The organism is Nocardiopsis sp. Huas11 (assembly GCF_003634495.1).
GTDB lineage: Bacteria > Actinomycetota > Actinomycetes > Streptosporangiales > Streptosporangiaceae > Nocardiopsis.
In genome coordinates this window covers 3753372-3778475 of the sequence record NZ_RBKY01000001.1, presented here as the reverse complement: position 1 = coordinate 3778475, position 25104 = coordinate 3753372, and the positions used below count along the sequence as shown (strand labels likewise).

Annotated in this window: 22 protein-coding genes and 1 tRNA gene; 11 read left to right on the top strand and 12 right to left on the bottom strand. The window is 72.3% G+C overall.

The window, feature by feature from the left end; translation table 11 throughout:
- Positions 1 to 3: 3 nt before the first annotated feature.
- Complete coding sequence (locus DFP74_RS17305) at positions 4 to 507, bottom strand: DinB family protein (RefSeq protein ID WP_121182765.1); 504 nt, start codon at positions 505 to 507, stop codon at positions 4 to 6.
- Between the two features lie 613 nt (positions 508 to 1120).
- Between DFP74_RS17305 and DFP74_RS17300 the strand changes: the two genes are divergently transcribed.
- Together DFP74_RS17300 and DFP74_RS35170 are read left to right on the top strand one after the other, a co-directional pair.
- Positions 1121 to 1684 carry a helix-turn-helix domain-containing protein gene (locus DFP74_RS17300; RefSeq protein WP_121182763.1) on the top strand — a complete coding sequence of 188 codons (564 nt, stop codon included), beginning with the start codon at positions 1121 to 1123 and terminating at the stop codon, positions 1682 to 1684.
- A complete protein-coding gene (locus DFP74_RS35170; RefSeq protein ID WP_370013511.1) occupies positions 1581 to 2219 on the top strand; it encodes a putative toxin-antitoxin system toxin component, PIN family in 639 nt (212 codons plus the stop codon). The genes DFP74_RS17300 and DFP74_RS35170 overlap by 104 nt, the downstream gene beginning before the upstream one ends.
- A 189-nt stretch (positions 2220 to 2408) precedes the next feature.
- On the opposite strand, the gene DFP74_RS17295 is transcribed toward DFP74_RS35170, so the two are convergent.
- The 4 genes from DFP74_RS17295 to DFP74_RS17280 all read right to left on the bottom strand — a co-directional run bounded on the left by DFP74_RS17295 (position 2409) and on the right by DFP74_RS17280 (position 4122).
- A tRNA-Val gene (locus tag DFP74_RS17295) sits at positions 2409 to 2482 on the bottom strand.
- A complete protein-coding gene (locus tag DFP74_RS17290) occupies positions 2460 to 2999 on the bottom strand; it encodes a peroxiredoxin (RefSeq protein WP_121182761.1) in 540 nt (179 codons plus the stop codon). The genes DFP74_RS17295 and DFP74_RS17290 overlap by 23 nt, the downstream gene beginning before the upstream one ends.
- 127 nt (positions 3000 to 3126) lie before the next feature.
- Entirely contained in the window at positions 3127 to 3552 is a 426-nt protein-coding gene (locus DFP74_RS17285) for a DUF3052 domain-containing protein (protein WP_053615898.1), read from the bottom strand.
- Positions 3553 to 3711: 159 nt separating this feature from the next.
- A complete protein-coding gene (locus DFP74_RS17280) occupies positions 3712 to 4122 on the bottom strand; it encodes a secondary thiamine-phosphate synthase enzyme YjbQ (protein ID WP_121182759.1) in 411 nt (136 codons plus the stop codon).
- Between the two features lie 128 nt (positions 4123 to 4250).
- Here DFP74_RS17280 and DFP74_RS17275 point away from each other — a divergent pair, with 128 nt between their 5' ends.
- Complete coding sequence (locus DFP74_RS17275; RefSeq protein ID WP_121182757.1) at positions 4251 to 5909, top strand: alkaline phosphatase D family protein; 1659 nt, start codon at positions 4251 to 4253, stop codon at positions 5907 to 5909.
- 278 nt (positions 5910 to 6187) lie between these two features.
- Here DFP74_RS17275 and DFP74_RS17270 read toward each other — a convergent pair whose 3' ends face one another.
- The 3 genes from DFP74_RS17270 to DFP74_RS17260 form a co-directional block, all read right to left on the bottom strand.
- Positions 6188 to 7087, bottom strand: a complete 900-nt coding sequence (locus DFP74_RS17270) for a transposase (RefSeq protein ID WP_121179899.1) — start codon at positions 7085 to 7087, stop codon at positions 6188 to 6190.
- A 62-nt stretch (positions 7088 to 7149) separates the two neighbouring features.
- Positions 7150 to 8235 carry a hypothetical protein gene (locus tag DFP74_RS17265; RefSeq protein ID WP_121182755.1) on the bottom strand — a complete coding sequence of 362 codons (1086 nt, stop codon included), beginning with the start codon at positions 8233 to 8235 and terminating at the stop codon, positions 7150 to 7152.
- Between the two features lie 378 nt (positions 8236 to 8613).
- Complete coding sequence (locus DFP74_RS17260; RefSeq protein WP_121182753.1) at positions 8614 to 9852, bottom strand: CdaR family transcriptional regulator; 1239 nt, start codon at positions 9850 to 9852, stop codon at positions 8614 to 8616.
- Positions 9853 to 10108: 256 nt separating this feature from the next.
- On the opposite strand from DFP74_RS17260, the gene DFP74_RS17255 reads away from it, so the two are divergent.
- From DFP74_RS17255 to DFP74_RS17235, 5 genes are all read left to right on the top strand, one after another.
- Positions 10109 to 11092, top strand: coding sequence for an ACP S-malonyltransferase (locus DFP74_RS17255; RefSeq protein ID WP_121182751.1), 984 nt, complete (start codon positions 10109 to 10111; stop codon positions 11090 to 11092).
- A 2-nt stretch (positions 11093 to 11094) separates the two neighbouring features.
- Entirely contained in the window at positions 11095 to 12051 is a 957-nt protein-coding gene (locus tag DFP74_RS17250; RefSeq protein WP_121182749.1) for a beta-ketoacyl-ACP synthase III, read from the top strand.
- A gap of 105 nt (positions 12052 to 12156) precedes the next feature.
- Positions 12157 to 12396, top strand: coding sequence for an acyl carrier protein (locus DFP74_RS17245; RefSeq protein ID WP_121182747.1), 240 nt, complete (start codon positions 12157 to 12159; stop codon positions 12394 to 12396).
- A gap of 168 nt (positions 12397 to 12564) precedes the next feature.
- A complete protein-coding gene (gene fabF, locus DFP74_RS17240) occupies positions 12565 to 13803 on the top strand; it encodes a beta-ketoacyl-ACP synthase II (protein WP_121182745.1) in 1239 nt (412 codons plus the stop codon).
- Positions 13804 to 14102: 299 nt separating this feature from the next.
- Positions 14103 to 15275 carry an EAL domain-containing protein gene (locus DFP74_RS17235; RefSeq protein WP_233571350.1) on the top strand — a complete coding sequence of 391 codons (1173 nt, stop codon included), beginning with the start codon at positions 14103 to 14105 and terminating at the stop codon, positions 15273 to 15275.
- A gap of 84 nt (positions 15276 to 15359) precedes the next feature.
- Here DFP74_RS17235 and DFP74_RS17230 read toward each other — a convergent pair whose 3' ends face one another.
- On the bottom strand, positions 15360 to 16319 hold the full coding sequence (locus tag DFP74_RS17230; RefSeq protein WP_121182743.1) for an SGNH/GDSL hydrolase family protein: 960 nt from the start codon (positions 16317 to 16319) through the stop codon (positions 15360 to 15362).
- A 666-nt stretch (positions 16320 to 16985) separates the two neighbouring features.
- Between DFP74_RS17230 and DFP74_RS17225 the strand changes: the two genes are divergently transcribed.
- Positions 16986 to 19319, top strand: coding sequence for a hypothetical protein (locus tag DFP74_RS17225; protein ID WP_121182741.1), 2334 nt, complete (start codon positions 16986 to 16988; stop codon positions 19317 to 19319).
- 70 nt (positions 19320 to 19389) lie between these two features.
- Here DFP74_RS17225 and DFP74_RS17220 read toward each other — a convergent pair whose 3' ends face one another.
- Entirely contained in the window at positions 19390 to 20310 is a 921-nt protein-coding gene (locus DFP74_RS17220; protein WP_121182739.1) for an ADP-ribosylglycohydrolase family protein, read from the bottom strand.
- A 79-nt stretch (positions 20311 to 20389) separates the two neighbouring features.
- Positions 20390 to 21829 (bottom strand): PLP-dependent aminotransferase family protein, encoded by a 1440-nt coding sequence (locus DFP74_RS17215; RefSeq protein ID WP_121182737.1) that lies wholly within the window; start codon positions 21827 to 21829, stop codon positions 20390 to 20392.
- Between DFP74_RS17215 and DFP74_RS17210 the strand changes: the two genes are divergently transcribed.
- Positions 21828 to 22733, top strand: a complete 906-nt coding sequence (locus tag DFP74_RS17210; RefSeq protein WP_121182735.1) for a DMT family transporter — start codon at positions 21828 to 21830, stop codon at positions 22731 to 22733. The two genes, DFP74_RS17215 and DFP74_RS17210, sit on opposite strands and share 2 nt — an antisense overlap.
- Here DFP74_RS17210 and DFP74_RS17205 read toward each other — a convergent pair.
- The gene (locus tag DFP74_RS17205) at positions 22714 to 23709 is read right to left on the bottom strand and encodes a threonine/serine dehydratase (RefSeq protein ID WP_199725684.1); all 996 of its coding nucleotides are present in this window, start codon (positions 23707 to 23709) and stop codon (positions 22714 to 22716) included. The genes DFP74_RS17210 and DFP74_RS17205 overlap by 20 nt on opposite strands.
- 103 nt (positions 23710 to 23812) lie before the next feature.
- On the opposite strand from DFP74_RS17205, the gene DFP74_RS17200 reads away from it, so the two are divergent.
- Complete coding sequence (locus DFP74_RS17200; protein ID WP_199725683.1) at positions 23813 to 24325, top strand: Lrp/AsnC family transcriptional regulator; 513 nt, start codon at positions 23813 to 23815, stop codon at positions 24323 to 24325.
- The last annotated feature ends 779 nt before the right edge of the window (positions 24326 to 25104 follow it).

Below are 25104 nucleotides of genomic sequence, written 5' to 3'. Positions count from 1 at the left end.
CGATCAGCGTCCCGTCGCGCCGTCGATCCGCTCCCGGAGGATGTCGGCGTGGCCGGCGTGGCGGCCGGTCTCCTCGATCATGTGGACGAGTGCCCAACGGGTGCTGGGTGCGGGGCGGCGGGACCGCCGGGGCCGCGGGACCGGTGCCGCCAGATCGGTGCACCCGTCCAGGACGGCGTTCGCGCGCTCGACGACCTCCCTGTAGCGGGCGACCACCTCGGCCACGCCGTCCTGCGGCGCGGCCTGGAACGTCGCCGGCCAGTCGGTGACGTCCTCCCCGAGGAACATCGACCGCTCGACCGCGGTCAGGTGGTGGAGCAGGCCGAGCAGGTTCGTGCCCGAGGGCACTCCGGGCCTGCGGACGTCCGGTTCGGGCGCGTCCTCGACCTTCGCGGCGATCGAGGCGCGCAGGTAGTCGAGGAACCCGCGCAGGACGTCGGTCTCGCTGCTTCCGGTCCGGGGCGGCGGACTGTCGCCGCGGCGGTCGCGGCGGGAGGTGGTGGGCATGGTGCGGTCCCCTTCTCGTCGGCTGCGCCCAGTCTCACTCCACGCGCCCCTCATGGCACGAGAACATGCTGTTTCGGCAAGCCCGCCGCCTGAAACCGGCCGAGGCGTTCACGAGTACCACGTGGGACTGGGGGGCGCCCCAGAAGAGAAAACGAAACGACCCGGCGAGGCGGCCGAAGGCCCCCGAGCGGGGTCGTTTCCGAACGGGAGTGGACCCTGGGCAAACCAACGACAACCCTGCGCAGCTCGCTGCCAAGCTCGAAGCACTCCCCCGCGAGCTACCCGCACCGACGGCACCGCTCCCCCAGCGCAAGAAGCCCACGAAGAAGCCGGGCACCGCGAAGCGCCTCAAGCCCCACGAGATAGATGAGCTGATCGCCGCTTACCAGGTACGAACGTCTACAAGCTGGGAGAGCGCTTCGGCATCACCCGGCAGACGGTGAGCGCCGTCCTCAAGCGCCACGGGGTGCGAATACGCGGGCAGCGCAAGCCCGGAGTAGGCGCACCTGACCGTCCTGCACCGTGACTCTTGAGACGTTCATACGAAAGCTCGCAGGTTCGCGCAGACCCCTTGCGACAGGGTTACACTTATTACAGTTAGAAGGAGGATGACATGAGCACGGCTCCCACACGGGTGGTGGAGGAGATCTCTCCGCCGACCTCGCCAGAACAGAAGAAGTCCGCCCGCAGAATCGTCAACCTGATCCTCGACGGCACCACAGAAGTCATGCTGCGTCTACCCGAAGGAGAGGAGCATCGACTCGACAGCGAAGAGCTAAGGGTTCTGCTGGCCATCGCCCTGGCACGCGCAGAGGGCCAGCGCGTCTCCGTGATCAGTCATGACGTCATGCTCAGTCCACAGCAGGCGGCAGAACTCCTCGGCGTGTCCCGACCGATGGTGTACCGCTTCATCGAACGCGGGGACCTGGAAGCAACGCGTGTCGGCACACACTGGCGCCTCTCGACCACGGACGTGATCGCTCTGGCAGAGCGCCGATCACTACTCATGGACCGCGTGGACACAGGCTTCGACCGGGTCACCGAGGCCATGCTCTCTCAGCAGAAGAGCAGCACTGCCAAAGGCGACGCAGAGGAGAGTTGGCGTACCGCGACTCCCGAAGAGAAAAAGCGGTCCCTGGAGCGAGTACGCAAGAGGACGAGGGGTCGGCGCACGTGAGCAACGGGGATCCCTGTTCGGCATCGTCCTGGATGCCAATGTCTACATCGACGCGGTCGGCAACGACAACCTCAGTGTTCTGGGCGACCCACTGGGGTTTGAAGGCATACCCTCTCTTCCTCCTCGACAGGTGCACCCAAGTCTGCACGTCCTCGGAGTCATCCGTGACGGCGGCATCACAGGCAACGGATACACCCTGGAGGTCAGTGAGCACATCCTCGCCATGATCGACCACACACTGCTCCGGGCAGGATGGCCGGAGCCAGATGTGGACACCTATATCGATCTCATTTGTGACCTGGCCGAGCTATCCGGAGGCTCCTACCACCCAGAAGTTCCACGAACACAGCATGATTGCGAGGATCCAGAGGACAACCTCATCCTTGACCTGGCTGCTTTCACGGATGCCGCCATCATTGTCAGCAATGACAGTGACCTGCTCATCCTCGGTCGACGAAACGGGTGGCGGGGGAGGATCATCATCTCACCCGATGACTTCACCAAACGAGCCGAGGTCGCGACACGCCGAAAGTAAGGCCGCTGTCCTGTGACGCACATCCCGTGAGCCGACGGTCAACGAAAGAACGGCCGACCAGGACTCGGGCCTGCTTTCGCAGGGGCGAAGCCTCGCATCGGGGGTCTGGGGGTCGTCCCCCGGAGGGAACGACGAAACGACCCGGCGAGGCGGCCGAAGGCCCCCGAGCAGGGTCGTTCCGGAGTGGAGTGGGCGCGAAGGGACTCGAACCCCTGACCTATTGCTTGTAAGGCAATTGCTCTAACCAGCTGAGCTACGCGCCCTTGCGTCGCGGATGATCATACCGTCTCGTGGCGGCGGACGCGTCCCGATTTCCTCGGCCAGGGACCGGGTCCGGGCCAGGTACTCGCGCACGTCGCGCGGCTCGGCCGGGCCGGTGAGCACGCTCCAGCGCACGGTGCCCTCTGTGTCGATCAGGAAGGTGCCGCGGCGGGCGACGCCGCGGTCGGCGTCGAAGACCCCGTACTCGTCGGCCACGCCTCCGTGCGGCCAGAAGTCCGACAGCAGCCGGAAGGGGAACTCCTCGGCGTCGGACCAGGTCCGCAGGGCGAACACCGAGTCCACCGACACCGCCAGGACCGTCGTGCCCAGGGCGGCGAACTCCGCATGGTGCCCGTGCAGGTCGGCCAGCTCTCCCGCGCAGACCCCGGAGAAGGCCAGCGGGTAGAAGACGAGCAGCACGGGGCCGCCGCGCAGCTCCGACAGGACGGTGGGGCTGCCGTGCTGGTCCCGCAGCGAGAAGTCGGGCGCCGTCGCGCCCTCGGGGATCGGGTGGCTCATGCTCAGTCCGTGTTCGTCGGGGCAGGCCGGTGCCGGCGCCCGCCGTTCGACGGACGCCCCTCAGCGCCGCGCGTCCCGTGGTCGGACGCGCGGCACCGGATGCCTCACCCTGTGCGGGTGGTGCCCGTCACCGCTTGGGAACGACCAGGCGCGTGCCCGACCACTCCGATCCGATGCTCACAGCGCTGGTCTGCGACAGACCCGACGTGTTGGCCGCCTCGGCGACGTCGCTGGGCGACACGTGAAGCTCACGTCCCGCCTTCGGGGTCAGCACCAGGATGGTCCCCCCGTCGGCGATGAGCGTCACAGTGTCCATCAGCGCGTCGGCCAGGTCCTCCTCCTCGTCCGACCGCCACCACAGCAGTGCCGCGTCGACGTCACCGTCGAAGTCCTCGTCGACCAGCGCCTCGCCCGTGAGTTCGGCGATGGATGCGCGCAGTCCCTCGTCGACGTCGTCGTCGAAGCCGAATTCCTGCACCACCTGACCCGGCTTGAATCCGAGTCGGTCAGCCAAGCCGCGTTCGCTTTGTGCCTGGCCCGCGGTCGCGCTCACGAAAGTTCTCCTCCACAGATGGTTTTTCTCGATCTTGCCTGCACGAAGCAGTTGTCACAACGATGCCGGGCCCTCGCGGTGCCCGTCTCTCGTGTTCTTCACCATCGCTGATGGCCTAGTTCACACGCTAGTGGCATATCCCGTCAACGCGCTCGTCGATCACCCCGATGACAGGAACGACAGCCGCACCGTGCGCTCGGGGTTGTCCACGTTCAGATCGACCACGGCGATGGACTGCCATGTTCCCAGTTCGAGCTTTCCGCCCAGGACGGGAACGGTGGTCTGCGGGGCGACGAAGGCCGGCATCACGTGCGATCGGCCGTGTCCCCTGGATCCGTGCTGGTGGCGCCAGCGGTCGTCCGCCGGCAGCAGGTCGTCCAGGGAGGCGAGCAGGTCGTCGTCCGACCCGGCCCCGAGTTCGATGATCGCCACGCCCGCGGTCGCGTGCGGGACGAACACGTTGAGGAGTCCGTCTCCTCCGGACTCGGAGACGAAGTCGCCGCACTCCCGGGTGATGTCGGTGATGCTCTCCGATCCGCCGGTGTGCAGCTCAAGGATCTGTGTCCGCATAGCGCCACCTTCGCGCAGCCGGAGCGCTCGTGCAACCATGCGGGGTCCACGATCGGATGGCGGAGGGCGCCCACAGGGTCCATACTCGACCCCGACAGCCGTGAACCCGGACGAAAGGAGGGGAAACGGTGACCGTGTCGTTACGTTTGGGCCCCCTGCTCCGGCACGTGGGCGAGAGCACCGCGACGGTGTGGGTGGAGACGGATGCCCCGTGCCACGTGCGGATCCGTGTCGACGGTGACGTCACCGCGACGGCCGAGACCTTCACCGTGCACGGCCACCACTACGCCGTGTGCGAAATCGAGGGCCTGCCGACCGGCGCGGCCCTGCCCTACGAGGTCTACCTGGACGACGACCGGGTCTGGCCAGAGCCGCACAGCGCCTTCCCGCCCAGCGTCGTGCGCACGGTGGACCCGCGGGCCCCCACGCGACTGCTGTACGGCTCCTGCCGCACCCCCACCGGCGACGCGCCCGAGGGCGTGGTCCGGTACGGGCCCGACATGCTCCGCGCGACCGCGCGGCGCCTGGTCGGCGAGCCGGTCGAGGGCAACCTCCTGCTCCTGCTCATCGGCGACCAGGTCTACGCCGACGAGATCCAGGAGCCCATGCGCGCCTTCGTCGCCCAGGCCAGGAGCGCCGCCCCGGACGAGGGCGCGCCCGCCGACGAGGTCGTCCACTACGACGAGTACGCCGAGCTGTACCGGCAGGCCTGGAACGACCCCCAGGTGCGCTGGCTGCTGTCCACGGTGCCCACGCTGATGGTGTTCGACGACCACGACGTGCGCGACGACTGGAACACCTCGGCCGCCTGGCGCAGCGCCATGGACGCCCGGCCCTGGTGGCGGGCCCGGGTGACCAACGGCCTGGGCGCCTACTGGGTCTACCAGCACGTGGGCAATCTCTCTCCCGCCCAGCGCGCCAAGGACCCGCTCTGGGCCCGTGTGCGCGAGGCGCGCGGTGACGCCGGCGAGGCGGTCGACGACCTCGCCCTGCGCGCGCACGACGATCCGACCTCCTACCGCTGGAGCCACCAGCACGACGTGGGCCCGGTACGGATCCTCATGGCCGACACCCGCTGTTCCCGTGCCCTGAGCGAGGACGCGCCCGCGGAGGGCTCACGATCGATCCTGGGCGCGGAGGGCCACGAGTGGCTCGACGAGCGGCTCACGAGCGGGCCCGACCACGTGGTCGTCGCCTCCACCGTGCCCGTCCTGCTGCCCCCGGCCGTGCAGTACCTGGAGGCCTGGAACGAGGCCGTGTGCGCCGGAGCCTGGGGCGAGCGCGCCCGCGGCCCGGCCGAGCGGCTGCGCCAGGCGCTCGACCTGGAGCACTGGGGCGCCTTCCAGTACTCCCTGCGCCGGCTGGCCACGGGCGTCGGAGAACTCGCCCGGGGCGAACGCGGCCCCGCCCCCGCCACGGTCCTGCTGCTCAGCGGGGACGTGCACTTCTCCTATCTGGCCCGGGCCCGGGGCCTGGGCGGCACGGAGGGCGCGGCGCGGGTGACCCAGCTGGTGTCCTCACCGCTGTGCAACCAGCTGCCGGTCAACCTGCGGCGGATGGCGCGGCTGTCCATCAGCTGGCCCTTCCGGATGGCGGGACGGGTCCTGACCCGGCTGACCCGCGTGCCCGAGAGCGGCCTGCGCTGGAACCTGGAGGAGCGGCCCTACTTCGGCAACACCATCGGCGAGGTGTCCTTCGACGGGCGCGCGGCGGAGGCGATCTGGTACCACCACCCCGACGGCGGCCCGGACGCCCTGCCCAGGGTGCACAGCCGGACCCCGGTCTGACCGCCGCACCGGCGAGGGCACCAACGACCGCGTGCGGGCTCCCCGTCGGGAGCCCGCACGCGGTGGTGTCGGCAGGGAGGGCCTTCTAGGGCGTGTATGACGGATGCCGCCCGTCGCGAGCGGCGTTCCAGTGGTGGCCTCGCAAGGCCGAAGAAGGAAGCATCCTGGTGTGGCTGTTGACTGATGAGAACGCAGTGAGGGTGCCGCTGGGGCGGCGCGCAGCAGGGTGAGTGTCCGTCATACACGCCCTAGATCGTTGATGGGAAAATGTGTCCTGGTCAGTGGTCGTAAGCCACCAGCGACCGCTTGATGGGGGCTCCGATCTGCCAGTTGTGCCAGATCGCGGCGTTCAGAGCCAGGATCCTCTGACACACCCGAGCCCAAAGCCCTTCGGTGGTGCGGGCGTTGTGGCGCTCCAACCCCAGCTGGTTCTTCAGCGTCCAGATGATCGCTTCGATGCGCTGGCGCAGCCAGCCCGGGAACACCCGGGCCCTGTCCTTGGGCTCGTCCTTGCGCCGGGGCCGGATGAGCACGTGCCCCAGATCGGTGGCGGCCTGCTCGATTCCGGCCCCGGCGAAGCCCTTGTCGCACACGATCGGGCACGGCCCCGGGGCGCACTCCTGGACGTGGAGCAGGTGCAGCGCTTGTTTGCGCTCGTCCAGCTCTTTGGGGTGGGCCAGGGAGAAGGCCGTCACGGTGCCCTCGGCGGTGGTGACGAGCACGAGCTTGCACCCCCAGTAGAACCGGTGGTGGGAGGCATCACGCCCGTAGCCGCACATCTCACCCAGACCGGAGCGTTCCACGGTGGTGCGCGAGGCCCCGCACGGCACGGGGGTGCCGTCCATCAGCCGCAGGTTGTCGTGCCAGGTCGGGGTGTGGCGGGCCAGCCATCCGATGGCGGTGAGCATGTGCGGGGCCAGGCGGGCCAGGTGCCGGTTGTACTCGGACTGGCCGGGCAGGCGGGGAAAGAGGTGGCCGATCCGAGCCGGGGCCACCCGTAGCCAGCGGCGTTCGTCGTCGCAGCGCAGCAGGACCTGGGCCACGGCCACACAGATCAGCTCCGCGTCGGTGAGCAGGCGCGGCCGGCCTGGTCCGCGGGCTTGCTTGGCAGAAGGGATCACATCGTCGTCCAGGTGGACGTAGAGTGCTGTCAGAAGGGCGTCAAGGTCAGTCTTCACACACCGATCTTCGACGCCCTTCGCTGTGTCCGCAGGGGTTTCAGGAATTTCCCATCAACGATCTAGGGCTTGTGGGAGCGCGGACGCCGCGTGGACGGGGCGCCGCGGCGCCGGCGGCGCACGGCCATCCCCAGGTCGCTGCCGCGCTCGAGGAACTGCAGGGCCGCGCGGTGCACGGACGAACGGCCGCCCGTGGGCGCGGAGGGCGCGCGGTCGGCGTTCTCGGCGTCGGAGCCGTCCAGGTGCGGCATGACGCGCGTCGGATCGGTCTCCTGGGCCGCGCCCAGGTGCGGCAGCAGTTCCGTCTCCTGCTGGTCCGTCTCCTGCTGGTCCGCCTCCTGCCGACCGGTGCGGTCGGGCTCCGGTGCGTCCCGGTCCGGGCGCGCGCCCAGCTGCGGGACGACGTCCGTCCGCTCCTGGTCCTCGAACCGGTGCCCGGGCAGCGGGCGGACCGGGCGGGTGTGCTCCAGGGCGGAGCGGGGCGAGGCGTCGCCGTCCTGGTCCGTGTCCCGGCTCTCCTCGTCCACGACCCGCTTCCACTCCCGCTCCCGCTCGCGCTGGCGCCGGTCCTCGACCGCGCGGGTGCGCGCGAGCCGTGCGCGGTCCTTGCGCCACTCGCGCCAGAGCCGGACCAGCGGCGTGACCACCGGCCAGGTGACCCTCGCCGGGCGCGACAGCGCGTGCCAGAGGTAGGCGGTGGTCCCCCACGCCTCCATGGCGCGCCGCGCGCGGGTGATGGTGAAGAAGGTGGGAAGGGCCAAAAGCAGCTGCGGCCAGGCCAGGGCCAGGCACGCCAGCAGCGGGTAGAGGCCGCCCCCGATGAGCGAGGCCATCGCGCCGACCACGACCGGGACCAGGGCCAGGACCACCCGCAGGTTGGTGAACTGGCGGAAGCGGTGCAGGGAGCGCCGGGCCGAGACCGGCGGTGTGAGGCCCTCGGGCAGGGGCGTGGGCTGGACCACCAACGCCAGCAGCAGGGACCCCACCCCCACGCACGCCGCCAGCAGGATCGTCCATCCGGCGGCGGCCATCGTGCCGCCGACCGCCAGGGCGACCGCTCCGAGCACCGGAAGCGGCAGTGGCACCCAGAAGAGCACGCGTCTGCGCAGTTCGCCCTCCTGCGTGGGCTGGAGTACGAAATCGGTCACCGGCGCAAGTATCCGGAACCACTTCCTCGGTCGCTCGACCACTGCGTGACCCCCAAAGAACGTCGAGACAAACGGGGCGCCGGCCACCGGACGAGGGGAGATCCTCGTCGGGGCTCACGGCTGCGACCCGCCCACGTCAAAGCTATCCCTAATCGTATGGTCCCCGGGCACACACGGGCAGTCACGCCCAATTCGTTTTCCGACCGCTCCGGCCGGAACGGGGGGCGCTCGACCCCGGAGCCGTGACCAGCTTTTCGTATACCTGGGACACTCCGTTGGTCTCCGTCCTACCCGACGCCTGTGAAACCACCGTAAAAGCCCACACGAATCGGCGAAATACGGTCGATGACCACCACGGCGACGCCCGGTCCGCTCCGGTCAGTCCTCGCCGTGCTCGGCGAGCCGTCCCAGGGCGACCGCCACCCGCAGCACGAACGACCCCCGGCCGTCGGAGGGGATGCGCCCGGTGAGCTCGCCGATCCGGCTGAGCCGGTAGCGCACGGTGTTGGGGTGCACGAACAGCATGCGCGCCGTGGCCTCCAGCGAGGAGGCGTGCTCCAGGTAGACCGAGAGCGTGTCCAGCAGGGGCGAGCCCGCGCCCTGCAACGGGACGTAGACCTCCTCCACCAGCTGGCGGCGCGCGTCGGTGTCGCCCCGCAGCGCCCGCTCGGGGAGCAGGTCGTCGGCGAGCACCGGGCGGGGCGCGTCGGGCCAGGCGACCGCGGCCCGCAGGCCGTTGACCGCCGCCCGCGCCGAGGCGCCCGCCGCGCGCAGGTCGGGCACGGCCGGCCCCACGACCACGGGGCCCGGGCCGAACAACCCGGACAGGGGCTCGGCGGCGGCCACCGGCAGTTCGTCGGCCGCGTAGCGGTCGCCCACGCCGACGACCACCACCACGCGCCGCCCCTGGCGCCCCGCGAGCACGTCGTGTCCCAGGCGCCGGGCGGCCGCACGGATGTCGTCGAGGACCTTGGTCCCGCCCTCCTCGCCGGCGTCGCCCGCGACCGCGATGACGGGGGTGTGCGACCAGCCCAGGGCGGAACCCCAGGTCTGCAGGCCCTCCTCGCGGTCACCGTGCAGGAGGGCGTCGACGATCAATGCCTCCAGCCGCGCGTCCCACGCTCCCCGCGCCTCGGCGGCGCGCGCGTAGACCTTCGCGGAGCTGAAGGCCACCTCGCGGGTGTAGCGCAGGACCGCCTCGCGCAGCTGTTGGGCGCCGCCCGGCGCGGCCAGCTCCTCCACCTGGACCTCGACCACGTCGATGACGACGCGGATCATGTCGACGGTCTGCTGGAGGGAGACCGAGCGGGTCAGCTCCCGTGGGGCGGTGCCGAACACCTCCACGGTGATCGCCGGGCGCCCCCGCACCGGGTTGCGGAACCAGTCGACGAAGGCGGCCACGCCCGACTGCGCCACCAGGCCGATCCAGGACCGGTCCTCGGCCGACATCCGGCGGAACCAGCCCAGCCGTTCCTCCATGCGCGCCACGGCGGCGGTGCCGATGGTGCCCATCGAGCGCTCCAGGCGGCGGACGGTCTCGGCGCGGACGCGGTCCTGCTCCGTGGCATCCTGGACGGTGGAGCCCTCGTCCGGTGACGGGTGGGATTCGGTGTTCACACCCCTAGGTTCGCATCTCCGCCCGACCGGCGGTCGGACCACCCTCGCCCGGACGGTCCCGCACAAGGGGGCGCGGCCCCGGTTCCACCGACTTTCCACCAGTGGGAGTAGCGTCGAAAAGTGACCAGTCCCACCGCTTTTCGGCTGGCCGCAGCGGGATCGGACGCGTTTTGTCGGGAGTCTACAAACGACGTCGACCGAACTTCGTGTCTCTCCCCATCCAACTGGTGAACTTCTACAGGGCAAGGTTGATGTCGTGCTTGTAATCGTTGCTCCCGGCCAAGGTGCCCAGGTTCCCGGATTCCTCTCCCCGTGGCTCGAACTGCCCGGCGTCGCCGAACAGTTCGCCGCGTGGTCCGAGGTGACCGGGCTCGACCTGGTGCGCTTCGGCACGACCGCGGACGCGGACGAGATCCGCGACACCGCCGTCGCCCAGCCCCTGCTGGTCAGCGCCGGCCTCGTCGCGGCCTCCGCCATGCTCGGTCCCGCCTCCCACCCCGGCCCGGCCCTGCCCGCCGACCCCTCCGTCGTGGACGCCGTGGCGGGTCACAGCGTCGGTGAGTTCACCGCCGCCGCGATCGCAGGCGTCCTGTCCCCGCACGACGCCCTGGCCCTGGTCGCCGAGCGCGGGCGCGGCATGGCCGACGCCGCGGCGCGCACCGAGACCGGCATGACGGCGATCCTGGGCGGCGAGCGCGAGGAGGTCCTGGCCGCGATCGAGGCCGCGGGCCTGACCCCCGCCAACGACAACGGCTCCGGCCAGATCGTGGCGGCCGGCACCACCGAGCAGCTCGCCGCGTTCGCCGAGAACCCGCCCGCGCGGGCCCGGCTCCGCTCGCTGCAGGTCGCGGGCGCCTTCCACACCGAGCACATGGCCCCGGCCGTGGAGCGTGTCCGGTCGACCGCGGCCCACCTGTCCGCCTCCGACCCCACGGTGCGGCTGCTCTCCAACGCCGACGGCGAGGTCGTGCGCGGCGGGTCGGAGTACCTGGACCGCCTGGTCTCCCAGATCTCCTCCCCCGTACGGTGGGACGCCTGCACGCGGACGCTCGCCGACCTGGGAGTGACCGCCCTCATCGAACTCACGCCGGCGGGTACGCTGACCGGCCTGGCCAAGCGCGCGCTGCGCGGCGTCGACCTCCTCGCGGTGAAGACGCCCGACGACCTCGACCGTGCCGCCGCCCTCATCAAGGAGCACGCGGGCACCACCCCCCACGCGAGCCCCGCCCAGGAAGGTTGACCATGTTCAACTCCCCTAGCACTTCCCCGGGCGCGGCGATCGTCGCCTTCGGCGACTACCAGCCGGGCCAGGTCGTCACCAACGCCGACCTCATGGAACGCGTGGACACCACCGACGAGTGGATCCAGAGCCGCGTGGGCATCCGGGAGCGCCGCATCGCGGGCCCGGACGACACCGTCGAGAGCATGGCGGTGGTGGCCGGCGGCAAGGCGCTGGCCGCCGGCGGCATGTCCCCGGAGGACATCGACCTGGTGATCGTGGCCACCTGCACAGCGCAGGACCAGATCCCCAACGCGGCCGCCTCGGTCGCCGCCAAGCTGGGCATCGTCGCCCCGGGCGCCTTCGACGTCAACGCCGCCTGCGCGGGCTTCTGCTACGCGCTGGGCATCGCCTCGGACGCGGTCCGCGGCGGCAGCGCGCGCAACGTGCTGGTGATCGGCTCGGAGAAGCTCAGCGACTGGGTGGACTGGGACGACCGCTCCACCTGTGTGATCTTCGCCGACGGCGCGGGCGCCGCGGTGGTCACGGCCTCCGAGGAGCACGGTGTGGGCCCCGTGGTGTGGGGCTCCTCCGGCGAGCGCGCCGACAAGATCTACCTGCGCGACCACAAGTACCTCTACCAGGAGGGCCAGGCGGTCTTCCGCTGGACCACCACGGAGCTGTACAAGGTCGCGCTGGAGGCCCTGGACCGGGCCGGGGTGGACCCCACCGAGATCACGGCGTTCGTTCCCCACCAGGCGAACCTGCGCATCGTGGAGTCCATCGCCCGCAAGCTGGGGGCACCGCAGGCACTCGTGGCCCGCGATATCGTCACCGCTGGCAACACCTCCTCCGCGTCCGTTCCGCTCGCGCTCTCGCGCATGGTGGAACGCGGGGAGCTGCCGTCGGGGAGCATCGTCCTCACCCTGGGCTTCGGCGCGGGGCTGGTCTATGCCGCACAGGTGATCCGCATCCCCTGACCCGCACCGCGCGGACCTGAGGTGTCCGCCGTACGACTCCGGTCCGCCCCGTCGCACGGCGACCTCGAACCAGACACAGAAACAGCGAACAAGGAGAATCACGACATGGCTCACACCGAGCAGGAGATCCTGGCCGGCCTCGGCGAGATCATCGAGGAGATCGTCGGCACCGAGGCCTCCGAGGTCACCCCGGAGAAGAGCTTCGTCGACGACCTCGACATCGACTCGCTGTCCATGGTGGAGATCGCCATCGCCGCCCAGGACAAGTTCGGCGTGGAGATCCCCGACGACCAGCTCAAGGACCTCAAGACGGTCCAGGACGTCATCACCTTCATCCAGAAGTAGGCGCGCCCGGGCCGCCGGAGCACCACCGGCACCGGCGGCCCCGCACGCGCGTGAGACGGCCATCGACGGCGACGGCTCCCGCGGCGCACCTGCCCCGAACCCACTTACACCCGCCAACGTCTTCCGGGTCCGCAACCGGGAACGATCCACGAGAAGGGCGATCGGATCATGTCCAAGACCGATGTCGTCATCACCGGCCTCGGCGCCACCACCCCCCTCGGGGGTGACGTCGCGACCACATGGTCCGCGCTCCTCGACGGCCGCTCCGGCATCTCCATGCTGGACGAGTCCTGGCACGAGAGCCTCCCGGTGCACTTCGCCGGGCGCATCGCCCAGGAGCCCTCGGAGAAGCTGCCGCGTCCGCGCCTGCGCCGACTCGACCGGACCCAGCAGTTCGCGCTGATCGCCGCCCAGGAGGCCTGGGCCGACGCCGGCACCCCCGACGTCGACCCGCTGCGCCTGGGCGTGGTCGTCTCCAGCGGGATCGGTGGCATCCTCACCATCCTCGAGCAGTACGACACCTTCCGTGAGAAGGGCTGGAAGCGGGTCTCCCCGTTCACCGTGCCCATGCTCATGCCCAACAGCCCCGCGGCCGCGGTCAGCCTGGAGTTCACCGCCCGTGCGGGCGCGCACGCCCCGGTCAGCGCGTGCGCCTCCAGCGCCGAGGCGATCGCCAACGGTGTCGACATGATCCGCGCCGGGCGCGCCGACATCGTCATCGCCGGCGGTACCGAGGCGGCCATCCACCCGCTCAACATCGCCTCCTTCGCGTCGATGCGTGCGCTGTCCACGCGCAACGACGACCCGCAGACGGCCTCGCGCCCCTGGGACAAGGACCGTGACGGCTTCGTCATGGGCGAGGGCGCCGGCATCGTGGTCCTGGAGTCGGCCGAGCACGCGGCCAAGCGCGGCGCGCGGGTGTACGCCCGTGCCGCCGGCGTCGGCTACACCAACGACGCCTACGACATCGTCCAGCCCGACCCCGAGGGGACCGGCCAGGCGCGCGCCATCACCGAGGCGCTGGCCGACGCCGACCTCCGGACGAGCGACATCGCGCACGTCAACGCGCACGCCACGTCCACCCCGGCCGGTGACGTGGGCGAGACCCGGGCGATCCGGACCGCCCTGGGCGACGCCGACGCCGACCGCGTGGCGGTGACCTCCACCAAGTCCATGACCGGCCACCTGCTGGGCGGCGCGGGCGCGGTGGAGTCGATCGCCACGGTCCTGGCCCTGTACGAGGGCCGGATCCCGCCGACGATCAACATCCAGGAGCTGGACCCCGACGTGGCGGTGGACATCGTCCGCGACAAGCCGCGGGACATGCCCTCCGGCGACGTGGCGGCGATCAACGAGTCCTTCGGGTTCGGCGGCCACAACATCGCCCTGGTGTTCCGACGCGCCTGACCCCGCGTTCGAACCGCACCCCCGGCGGGTGCCGCCCGTGATCGGCGGCGCCCGCCGGCGGCGTTCGCGGCCCGTCCCACCAGGCGTGACACCGCGTGACCGGCAGGAATCGCCATGAACAGGCCGAACCGGTATGATCTGCGGACCGCAGGAGTGTCGTGACACCCGTCACGCCCCTCGTCCGCGTCGGCCACGGCGGGCCGATGATCCGCCGAACGCGCCGTGAAGGTGAGCTGAACAGCCGGGGACAGGCCTTTCAGGCCGACCCGGTCCGGCGACACCATGGAACCGTGTCTCCCCTGAGTTCCCATCACGCACCCGCGACGACCACGGCGCCCACGCCCCCGCCGACGCACCGGCGTCCGGCCGCGGGCCCGCGTTACCTGCCCATCGTGGACCTGGACTCGGGTTCGGTCGTGGCCGTCGAGACCGTCGCTCCCCCGCCGCCCACCGCGCGGGGCGGCTTCACCGCCGTGACCGCGCAGGAGTGCGAGGCGGTGGCCGAGTGGCTCCTGGCGCTGGTCCGCGACTCGGCGGGAACCGAGAGCCTGCTGCCGCTCGTGCTGCCGCTGCCCGCGCGCACCCTGTCGGGCGGCGACACCTTCGTCACCGCGGTGGAGTCCCGGATGCGGCGGGCGGGCCGCCGTCCGCGCGACGTCACCTTCATGCTCAGCCCGGACCTGGCCGAGCTCGACCGCCAGACGGTGGTGGCGGGCGTGGCCCGCCTGCGCGCGGCCGGGTTCCGGTGCGGGTTCGGGACGGCCATGGTCCGTCCCGACCTCATGATCGACGCCACGCCCTTCCTGATGCGCATCGATCCCCAGATCGTGTCCGGGCTGACCACCGACCAGCGCCACGTGACCGTGATCGAGGGCCTGGCGCGCATCGGCCGCGGCAGCGGCGTGTTCGCCATGGCCTCGGGGGTGTCCACGGCCGAGGAGGTCGTGCGGCTGCGGCGCTGCGGCCTGCGCGTGGCCACCGGCCCCTTCTTCGCCGACGAGACCTGGCGGCCGGGCGAGCGCGTCGCCGCGGTCCCGGAACCGGCCACCGAGGGCCAGGGCGCGGAGCAGGACTCCGGTCCCCCGGTCACGGAGTACATGGTCCCCCCGGTGGGCCTGGACGCCGACTCCACCGCCGACCAGGTGCTCACCGCCTTCACCGACGACCCCGCGCTCAACAGCGTCATCCTCATCGACCACCGGGACCGCCCGCTGGGCGTGATCGACCGGACGCGGTTCCTGCTGTCCGTGACGGGCCGGTACGGGCACGCGCTGCACGCCAAGCGTCCGGCGCTGAGAATGGCCGAGGCCCCGCGCACGGTCCCGGCGTGGATGTCGGCGATCGCGGCGCTGCGGGTGGCCGGGCAGGACAACGAGCGCGTCTACGACGACCTCATCGTCACCAACACCTACGCGCAGGTCTTCGGCGTGGTGCACGTGTCCGACCTGGTGCGGTCGCTCTCCCGCAGCTGAGCGGGCCGCGCGCCCCCCGGACACGACGGCGCCCCGCGCCCTGATGCGGGGCGGGGCGGGACTGGGGCCGTCCGAGGGCGCCGGTCAGTGGGTGCCGGGCCCCTTGGTGCCCGAGGGACTGCTGGTGGCGGCGGAGCCGTCGGCGGGGGCGTACCCGTTGTAGCGCGGCTCCCCTTCCCGCCTCAGGTCCTGTGCACGGGCCAGCTCGGCGCGGGTCGCCTCGTCGTGGAGGTAGTCGAGTTCGGGGCGCCTGGGCAGGCGCCCGTCGCCCGAGGAACGTCCCATGAGGCGGCGGCGCAGCCAGGGCACGCCGTACTTGCGGGCCCAGCGGCGGTTCTCCCGGCGGCGCAGGATGGCCGGCAGCTGCTGGGGCGGGGTGCTCCAGGGGTCGGTCCAGGACTCGCGCGGCCCCATGGGCACGCCGAGCAGGTCCGCGATCCTGGCGGCGACGATCTGGTGGCCGGCGCCGTTGAGGTGCAGGCGGTCCTCGCTCCAGGCCCGGGGGTCGGTGAGGGCGTTGAGCGCCCACATGTCGACGATCTCGGTGCCGGTGCGCTCGGCGACGGCCCGCATGTGCATGCTGAACACGGCGATGCGGCCGCGGTAGTAGCGCAGCACGGGGATCCAGCCGGTGTCGTGGCCGGAGATGATGACGACGCGGATGCCCGCCTCGCACAGGAGCCGGATGCCGGTCTCGAACTGCTCGGCCAGCTTGTCGAGGTCGTTGCCGGGCCGCAGGACGTCGTTGCCGCCGGCCAGGACGGTGACGAGGTCGGGGCGCCAGGCGACGGTCTGCTCCAGCTGCTCACCGAAGATGTGGCTCATGCGGCGCCCGCGCACACCGAGGTTCGCGTAGCGAAAGTCCGGGACGGCCGAGCCCAGGTGTTCGGCCAACCGGTCGGCGAACCCGCGGTACTCGCCACCGGGGCCGCTGTCGTCTTCCATCCCCTCGGTGATGCTGTCGCCGATCGCGACGTAGGACCGGATGGTGTCCGGTCTGCTCGCGCGCGCGGCCGCTGGGGGATTCGTCTCTAGGTCTGTCACGTCAACCAATCATCCGGCTCGACCGTCCCACGCCGACGGAGCGCCGAGGGTGCGCGGGAACGGAATCCTGGTACGGGCCGCGGTGGGACGCCGACCCGTGTCCGAACACCGTCGACCCCTGGTCGGCCGCAGGACGGCCACCCGGCCGAAGGACGTTCGGGCGAGGACAGTGCCCGCCAAGCATACCCGCGACCGGCGGCGTCGTGCCTGAATCGGGTGCAATCGGACTGCCCGTGGCCGCCTGTGGCCGAGTCCTCGACACCCCGGCGTGTCGCCGCGTCCCAGGTTTACACGGCAGGCATGCCAGTCAATAACGCCGGTTTGGCCGCGTATCAGTTGAAGTTTCGCTATGACGTAGGTCACATGTGGTGTGGGCGCTTCCTGGGGAAAGGCCCGTGTCACGGAGATCACTCGGCCTGATGACGAAGTGGTAGCGGCGGACCTGGTCGTCCCGGGGGTACCCATGTGGCTCCCGGGCACGTACGATCACGGACAAGTGCTCACGGCTCCCCTGCTCCTCGGCCCGCCGTGCCAACGCTCGGCACCCCTCCGGCGGACCGGTCCCCCTCTCGTCCCAGGGGCGCGTACTGTGGTGCACCGAACCGAAGGCCCGTGCGGTTCCTCCCGAATTCACGTGCAGCACCAGGAGGTCGAGGTCCCCAGCGGATGAACGCCGTCTCTCCGATCTGCCTCGTCGACCTCGCTCCCGCCCTGCGGTGGTCGAAGTCGCCGGACGTGGCACCCCTGCTCCACCACGACCGGCTGATCGACGGCTGGTGGCACTCGCTGCCCGTCGCCCGCGTACTCGACATCGCCGGTCCGCCCTGGCTCGCCCACGGCATCGCGCGCCTGGCGATGGAGCAGTGGTCGCACGTGCCCCTCGCCGAGTTCCTGCCCAGCCTGCGCACACAGCCGGTGGACTGCTCCGACCTCTCCGAGCCCGTCCGCGGCGCGGTGACCGCCACCGCCGGGGACTGGGAACACCTCATCTCCGCCTCCCCGCAGGAGATCCTCGAATGGTCGCTCTCGGGCTGCGCGGCCGTCGACGTCGTCAGCACGGTGGCCTGGCGGGCCCTCCAGCCCTGCTGTGAGCTCCCGGGCGGCCCGACCCCCTCCCCCGCTCTGATGATGGAGGCCGTGCGGACCATCGCCAACTGGATGCCCGCCTCGGCCCCCGACCACGTGCGCAGCGCGCTGGAGTACCTCGACGCCGCCACCGGCGCCTCCGGCCAGGAGAACGGACCGGACTCCTCGCCCGCCCCGCCCCAGTCGCCGGCCACCCGCGCCATCCGCACCCTGAGGGCTCTGCGCGCCCAGCGGGAGGAGACCGGCGACGAAGCGGGCGCCGAACCGCACTCCGGCCTCGCACCCGACGGCATGGTCAGCTCCGCGGCGATGATCCCGGGGTCGGCCCTGGAGGAGACCGCTCCGACCCCGCCCACCGACGGCGTCGGCGACCTGCGTTCGCAGTTCCGCAGTTCACTCCTGGGCCCCGGCCGCACCCTGCGCCGCCCCAGCTTCGGACCGCCCAAGGCCATGCGCCCCGACCACGTCGAGGAGCGCCCCTGCGCGCCCGCCCTGGGAGAACACCCCCTGGTGGACCTGCTGGAGGAGATGTTCCGGTCCTGGCCGGACCTGGAACGCACGGTGGCCGCCGAACGGCTCTTCGCCACCGACCCGATCAGCATCCGCGTCCTGTCCGAGCAGATCGCGGTCGACGTCACCGAGATCCGGGCGGCCCAGCGCCGCGTGGAGGAGCGCCTGCTGCGCTGGCTCAACTCCCCCGAGGGCGCGACCATCACCAAACACCTGCGCGACCTCTCCGAGCAGCTGGGGTCGGCGACGACCATCGACCGGCTGATCAACGCCCACCCCGACCACCCGGTGGACGTGCCCACGCTCAGCACCCCGCTGTGGCGCGTGGTCATCACCCTGTTCACCGACCGCCGGATGCACAACGGCTGGCTCATCGCGGACGACCCCAGCACCCTGCGCTGGCAGACGCGCGAACTCCTGGGCGACTCCCCCAGCCTGACCGACGCCGGCATCCGGCTGGGCCGGATCGGTATCCGCCAGCAGGAGCTGCGCGCGTGGCTGCTCAGCACACCCGGGGTCAGCCTGCGCGACGGCCAGGTGCACGTGGACCCGTCCGTGCCCATCGAGGCGCCCGCGGGCGCCCAGGCCGGGCACATCGCGCCCGAGGACGCCGGGACCACCACGGAGAACGGCCTGCCCATCCGGCGCCGCCCGGACCTGCCCTACCCCGCCCCGGCCGAGCAGACCGCGGACGAGCGGCGCGGGTACCAGGACAGACGGGAGTACGACCGCGGATACGCGGCCTACCCGCACACCCCGGACCCCACGCACGTACCGGCTCCGCCCCAGCCCCCGCTGGCACCCCAGGCCCCGACGCACTTCCCTCCGCCCCCCGCCGCGCACACCCCGTACCCGCTGCGCGACGCGAGCGACCCGGCCATGGCCACCCGCTGCTTCCGCGCCCCCGACGGGCGCTGGTGGCACCGCATCGACATCACCGCCGACCACCTCAACGGCGCCCCGGTGGCGGTCCCCAACGGTTACGCCACCCATCTGGGCCTGCAGCCCGGTCGGCTGCTGTGCCTGACCGCCCCGGGCGCGGACCTGCTCGTACTGGTGTGGCGCGACCAGCCGGCGTTCGACTCGCTGCGGCCGCTGCTGCGCCGCCAGGCGGCGCAGCCGGGCGACCGCATGTTCATCACCGTGGCCGGTGACCGCCTGGACGCCCGCAAGCTCCCGGCCACCGACCTGAGCAACTACTCCCCCGCGGCCCGCGCGCTGCACCTGAGCGGGTACACCGCCCCGGCCTCCACCGAGGACGCCCTGCGGATCCTGTCCCGCCGCATCACCGACAACGACGACGACTCGATGGCCGACCCGCGCTCGCTGGTGGAGCTCCTGGAGTCGCGCGGCGACCACGACATCGCCGGGGAGCTGCGCGCGGGCCTGTTCGCCACCCGCTGACCCGGACGTCCCGTCCCGCGCCCGGTCACGGCTCGTGCCGTGGCTCCGCGCAGGACGGGTCGCCCCCGCCTCAGTCCAGGGCCCATCCCGGCAGCGCCTCCGTGCGCCCGCCCCACTCCGGGTCGACCGCCCCGGCCGGGCCCGCGCCCAGCACTCCGCCCACGATCGCGGCCACGGTGTCCATGTCCCCACCTGGAGTGACCGCGGACCACAGCGCCGACTCCAGTGTCCCCCGCAGGTGTTTGGCCACCACCCACAGGGCGAACGGCACCGTGTCCAGGGCCCGCACCCGTGACCCGTTCCCCAGCCGGTGGGCGGCCCCGACCGGTTCGGGAAGGATCAACAGGGCCCGCGCGGCGCGCACCCGCTCCCGCAGCGCCCCCTCGGGCAGGTGGTCGACCACCCGGCCCAGGAACGTCCCCGGCGCCTCGGCCTCGCCCCGTGCCACCAGGGCGGCGGCCACCGCCACCGCGACCGCCCCGTCCACCGCTTCGGGGTGGGTGTGGGTGATGCGCGCGCTCACCGCCGCCCGCTCGGCGACCGCCACCGTGTCGTCGGCGAAGAACGCGCCCAGCGGCGCCACCCGCATCGCGGCCCCGTTGCCCCAGGAGCCGGAACCGTCGAACAGCCCCGAGGCCAGTTCCCGGTGATCGGCGCCCTCGCGCACCAGTCGAAGCATGCGTCCCGTCGCCGGGCCATAGCCGCGGTCGAAGTCGTGGTGGTCGGCGAAGGAGGCCGCGAGCCGGTCGGCGTCCACCTCCCCGTGGCGGACGACCTCCCGGTACACCGACGCGGCCATTTCGGTGTCGTCGGTCCACTCCCACACTCCCGGGGGCAGTTCCCGGGCACTGTGCCGGGACCGGTTGCCGGGGACGAAGAACTGAGAGCCGAAGGCGTCACCGACGGCCAGGGCGGACAGGCTGGAGAGGGCACGCCGGGCGTTCTCGGACGGGAGGAAGGGAACGAAGGAGGGAGAGGAAGAGGTACTCATCGCCCACCATCCTTCCCCGGAGGACCGCCGGCGTCCATACGCCGGGTCCCGGGCCCTGACGGAGACCCGGCGCCGACGCTCACCCGTGCCGTGCCAGGGCGCGGGCCAGGCGCCGGACCCCCTCCGTGACCTCGCCCGCGCCCGAGGTGCCGGCGAAGGAGAGCCGCAGGTGGGGGGCAGGGGGCTCCGCCGCGAAGTAGGCCCGCCCGGGCGCCACCGCCACTCCCTCGCGCAACGCCTCGGCCACCGCCGCGGACTCGTCGGCGCCCTCAGGCAGGCGCAGCCACAGGTGGTAGCCGCCGCTTCGGGAGACCGGCTGCTCCAGCCGGGGCAGCTCGCGCACCAGGGCCTCGGCCATGGCGGTGCGCCGTTCGGTGAGCCCGGCGGCCAGGGCGCGCAGGTGCCGCGGCCAGGCCGGGGCTCCCACGAGTTCCAGAGCGGCCTCCTGCAGCGGGCGCGGGACGAAGAAGCTGTCCACCACCTGCAGGGCGCGCAGCCGGCGCAGGACGGGCCCGCGTGCGGCGAGCGCGCCCACCCTCAGGTTCGGTGAGGTGGCCTTGGTCAGCGAGCACACGTGCACGACCGTGCCGTGGTCGTCCTGTGAGGCCAGGGTGGGCGGGAGCGGCGCGGCGTCGGTGTGGGCGAGCCGGCGGGCGAAGTCGTCCTCCACGACGAAGGCCCCCGCCTCGCGGGCGATGCGCAGTACCTCCCGGCGCCGTTCGGGGGCGAGCACGGCGCCGGTCGGGTTGTGGAAGAGCGGCTGGCACACGAGCAGGCGCGCCCGGGTGGCCGCGAAGGCGTCGGCCAGCAGACCGGTGCGCAGCCCGTCGGCGTCCACCGGCACGGGGACCGGCCGCACCCCGCAGGCGCGGGCCGCGGCCAGCAGGCCCGGGTAGGTGGGCGACTCCACCAGGATCGAGGCCCCCGGCGGCGCGAGGGCGCGCAGGGCGGTCGTCAGGGCGCTCTGTCCGCCGCCGGTGACCAGGACGTCGGCGGCGGTCAGAGGGCCGGAGGGGCCGCCGATCTCGCGGGCGAACCAGCCGCGCAGCTCCGCCAGGCCCTCGACCGGTGGCAGGTCCCAGGCTCCCGGTCGACGCGCCGCCCCGACCAGCGCCGCCGTGAGCGCGCGTTCGGGGCGCAGGTCGGCGTGCGGATAGCCGCCGTGCAGGCCGATCACGCCGGGCAGCGGCGCGGCGAGGGTGGCCAGGACCCCGGTGTCGTCCACGGTGCGCCGGAGGCCGTCCTGGGCCGCCTCGGCGCTCAGGGCGACCTCCTGCCAGGAGGTGTCCGCCAGGCGGCGCGAGCGCGGACGGGAGGCGCGGAAGGACCCGGCCCCGGGCCGGGTGAGGAGGAACCCCTCCGCGGCGAGTCCGGCGACCGCGCGCGAGACCGTCACCGGGCTGACCCCGTACCGCTCCACCAGCTCCCTGCTGGAGGGGAGTTTCTCTCCAGGTGGGTAGCGGTCGAACTCCCGACGCAGGCGTGCCTGCAAATCAGCGACACTGCTACTCTTTTTCATGAGACTAGAGAATAGCGCTACTGCTCCGGATCGGGTCGCGGCGCGTAGCGGAACCGTGCTGGCGGCCTCGGGCGTGCTGGCCTTCTCCTTCACCTTCCCCGCCACCCTGTGGTCGCTGGAGGGCTTCGGCCCGTGGACGTCGACGGCTCTGCGCTGCGCCCTGGCGGGCCTGGCGGCCGCCGCCCTGCTGTACGCCGAGCGGGCGAGCGCGGCGGACCTGGTCCCGCCGCGCCGCCACCTCCCGGCCCTGCTCGTGGTCACCGCCGGGTGCGTGATCGCGTTCCCCCTGTTCACGGCGCTGGCCTTGCAGACCACGTCCGCCGGCAACGCCGCCGTGGTCATCGGCGCGCTACCGCTCGCCACGGCCTCCTACGCCTCGGTGCGCACGGGGGCGCGCCACTCGCCCCTGTTCTGGGCGGCGGCGGTCGCCGGCGCCCTGGCGGTCGTCTGCTTCACCCTCCTGCGCACCGGCGGTGCGCCCGGACCGGGCGACCTCTACCTGTTCCTCGCCCTGGCCGGGGCCGCCGCGGGCTATGCCGAGGGCGGGCGTCTGGCGAGCCTCCTGCCGGGTCGGAAGGTGATCTCGTGGGCCCTGCTCCTGGCGCTGCCGCTGACGGCGCCCCTGTCGGTCCTCGCGCTGGCCCTGGAGCCCGTGCACATCACGGCCACGGCCCTGGCGGGCCTGGCCTACCTGGCCCTGATCAGCCAGTTCGGCGGGTTCGTGGTCTGGTACCGGGGGATGGGGCTGATCGGCGTGGTGCGGGCCAGCCAGCTCCAGCTGGCCCAGCCCCTGCTGACCCTGGTGTGGGCGGTCCTGCTGCTGGGAGAGCACCTGACCGCCGCCGCACCGCTGACGGCGGCCGTGGTGCTCACCTGCGTGGTGGTCACTCAGCGGGCGCGCTGAGCCCGACGCGGTCGGCCGGGGCGGCGCCCAGACCGGCGTAGACGTCCAGGTCGGCGTTGGCCCCGGTCAGGACGGTGGCCACCAGGTCGCCTGGGACGTCGTGCACGGTGAGCGCGGCCAGGCCGGCCACGGCCGCGGGTTCGGGCAGGACGCCGAGGGTGCGGGCGGCCAGGTGCATGGCCTCCGCCATGTCCCTGTCCTCGACCAGCAGCATGTCGTCCACCAGGGCGCGGACCCGGCGCACCGCCGCCGGCACGGGTGCGCTGATGGTGATCCCGGCGGCGAAGGAGCTGCGCCGCTCCATGGGGACGGCGCGGCCCTCGCGCCAGCTGTGCGCCATGGCGGGGGCCGCCGCGGCGCCGACCCCCACGATCCGGACACCGGGCCGGTGCGCGCGCATCCACCGCGCCACTCCGGTGATCAGGGCGCCGTCCCCGACGGGGAGCAGGAGCGTGTCGACGTCCTCCTCGCGGGCGAGTTCGACACCGATGGTGCCCGCGCCCTCGGAGATCGCGGCATCGCGGCCGTCGACCACGTGGTGGCGGTCCCGCTCCTGGGCCGCGTACTCCTCGGCGGCGGCCTTGGGATCGCCCTCGACCGGGTGGATCCGCGCGCCGAAGGTCCGCATGCGCCGCAGTTTCACGGGAGAGGCGTCGGCGTGGACGAACACCTCGGCGCGCAGGCCGTGGCTGCGCGCGGCGTAGGCGATCGCCTGCCCGAAGTTGGCGCCGCCGGATCCGCACACCACGGTCTCGCCCGAAGGCAGGCCGCGGACCAGGAAGTCGGCTCCACGGCCCTTGAAGCTGCGCAGCGGATTGAGCGACTCGACCTTGGTCAGGACGGGCCGCCCGAGTGCGGCGGCCAGCTGTTCGTCCACGTACTGCGGCGTGCCGAGGAAGACGGGGTCGATGGTCTCGGCGGCCTCGGCGATCCGGTCCAGGCTCAGGTCCTCGGCGCCGGTAGTGTCGTCCATCATCGGGTGCGCTCCCCTACGTGTGCGGCGGCTGTGTGCCCTCACGCTAGGACCTGGAGCGGTGGCGGCGATTGTGGATTCTCCCGTGTCCACGCACAATCGTTGCGTGCGCACCTCACCCCTGCTCGACGAGATCGACCACCTGCTGCTCGACCTGGTCCAGACCGACGCGTCCCGGCCCCTCCACGAGCTGGGAGACCGGGTGGGCCTGTCCCCCAGCGCCGTCCAACGACGCCTGACCCGGCTGCGCGCCGCCGGGGTGATCCGGGCCCAGGTGGCGGTCGTGGACCCGCGCGCCGTGGGCGCGGGTCTCACCTGCGTCGTGCTGGTCGCCCTGGCCGACGACGACCCCGACCACCACGCGTCGTTCCGGGCGCGCATGCGCGCCGAGCCGCGGGTGCAGCAGTGCTTCGGGATCGTCGGCCAGTGGGACTACGTCGTGGTCCTGCTCAGCGCGGACATCGCGGACAACCGCGCGCTGTCCAGCCGCCTCTTCGTCCAGGAGGGACGGGTCGCCCGGTACGAGACCCTGCCGTCCTTCGAGACGGTCAAGACGGGGCTGGCCGTGCCGATACCCGAACACCCCCGCCGGGAACCTGGCACGACACCCGAGATCTGATGTAGGTCGGCCTCGGTTCCCCGACCCTCACCCGCCGACCGGGCGCGCTCGACTCTCGGGCGCCCGTCCGGGCCGGGGTGATCTCGTGGGCTCTGCTGTTCGACCCGCCCTTGGCGGAAACCCCGTGCAGCGGTATGTGTCGTCCGTGGGACTTCGGGTAGTGGATCGGGCAGGGAAGAAGATCACTCGCCGACAGCCATTCCCCCTTCAGTTCAGCGCGACCGGTCGACCGGACCGGAGACTCTGAAAGGAAGTGTTCCCCTTGCGTTCCCACAAGCGGGACGGCCCGCGAACGAGAGCGGTGCCGGCTGTCCCTCCCTCGGGCGCATCCCCCCGCACCTGAATCGACCGGTTTCCGCGGCGGTACCAGCGGCCTCTCGAACCCTGCGGAGTATGCCCCTTCTCCGCCCCCGGCGCCACGACGTGGCCGGGAATCCCACCCGCCGTGTGGGCGCTCCGGATCAGGCCCGGAGCGGGCTCCTGGACACCTGGACCAACGGATCCCCCGCCGCCCTGCGGCTTCGTGAGCGGCCCGCCCGCCCCGGCGGGGTCCGCGGGATGAGCGGACCTTCGACCCCTGGGAGTCGGCGTCGTCCGGATCCGCTCAAGGCGATCCTCACCGCGCCCGCCGCTGCGTTCCGGTTCGTGGACCGGACCGCCAGGCAGGCCCTGGAAGGACGCTTGCCCGGCACTGACAGCGATGGCTGAGGCGATGGCTGGTCCGCCGGCACACTCACGGGGGCCGGTGGACCAGAACGAGGGACCTGCCGAGCTGACCG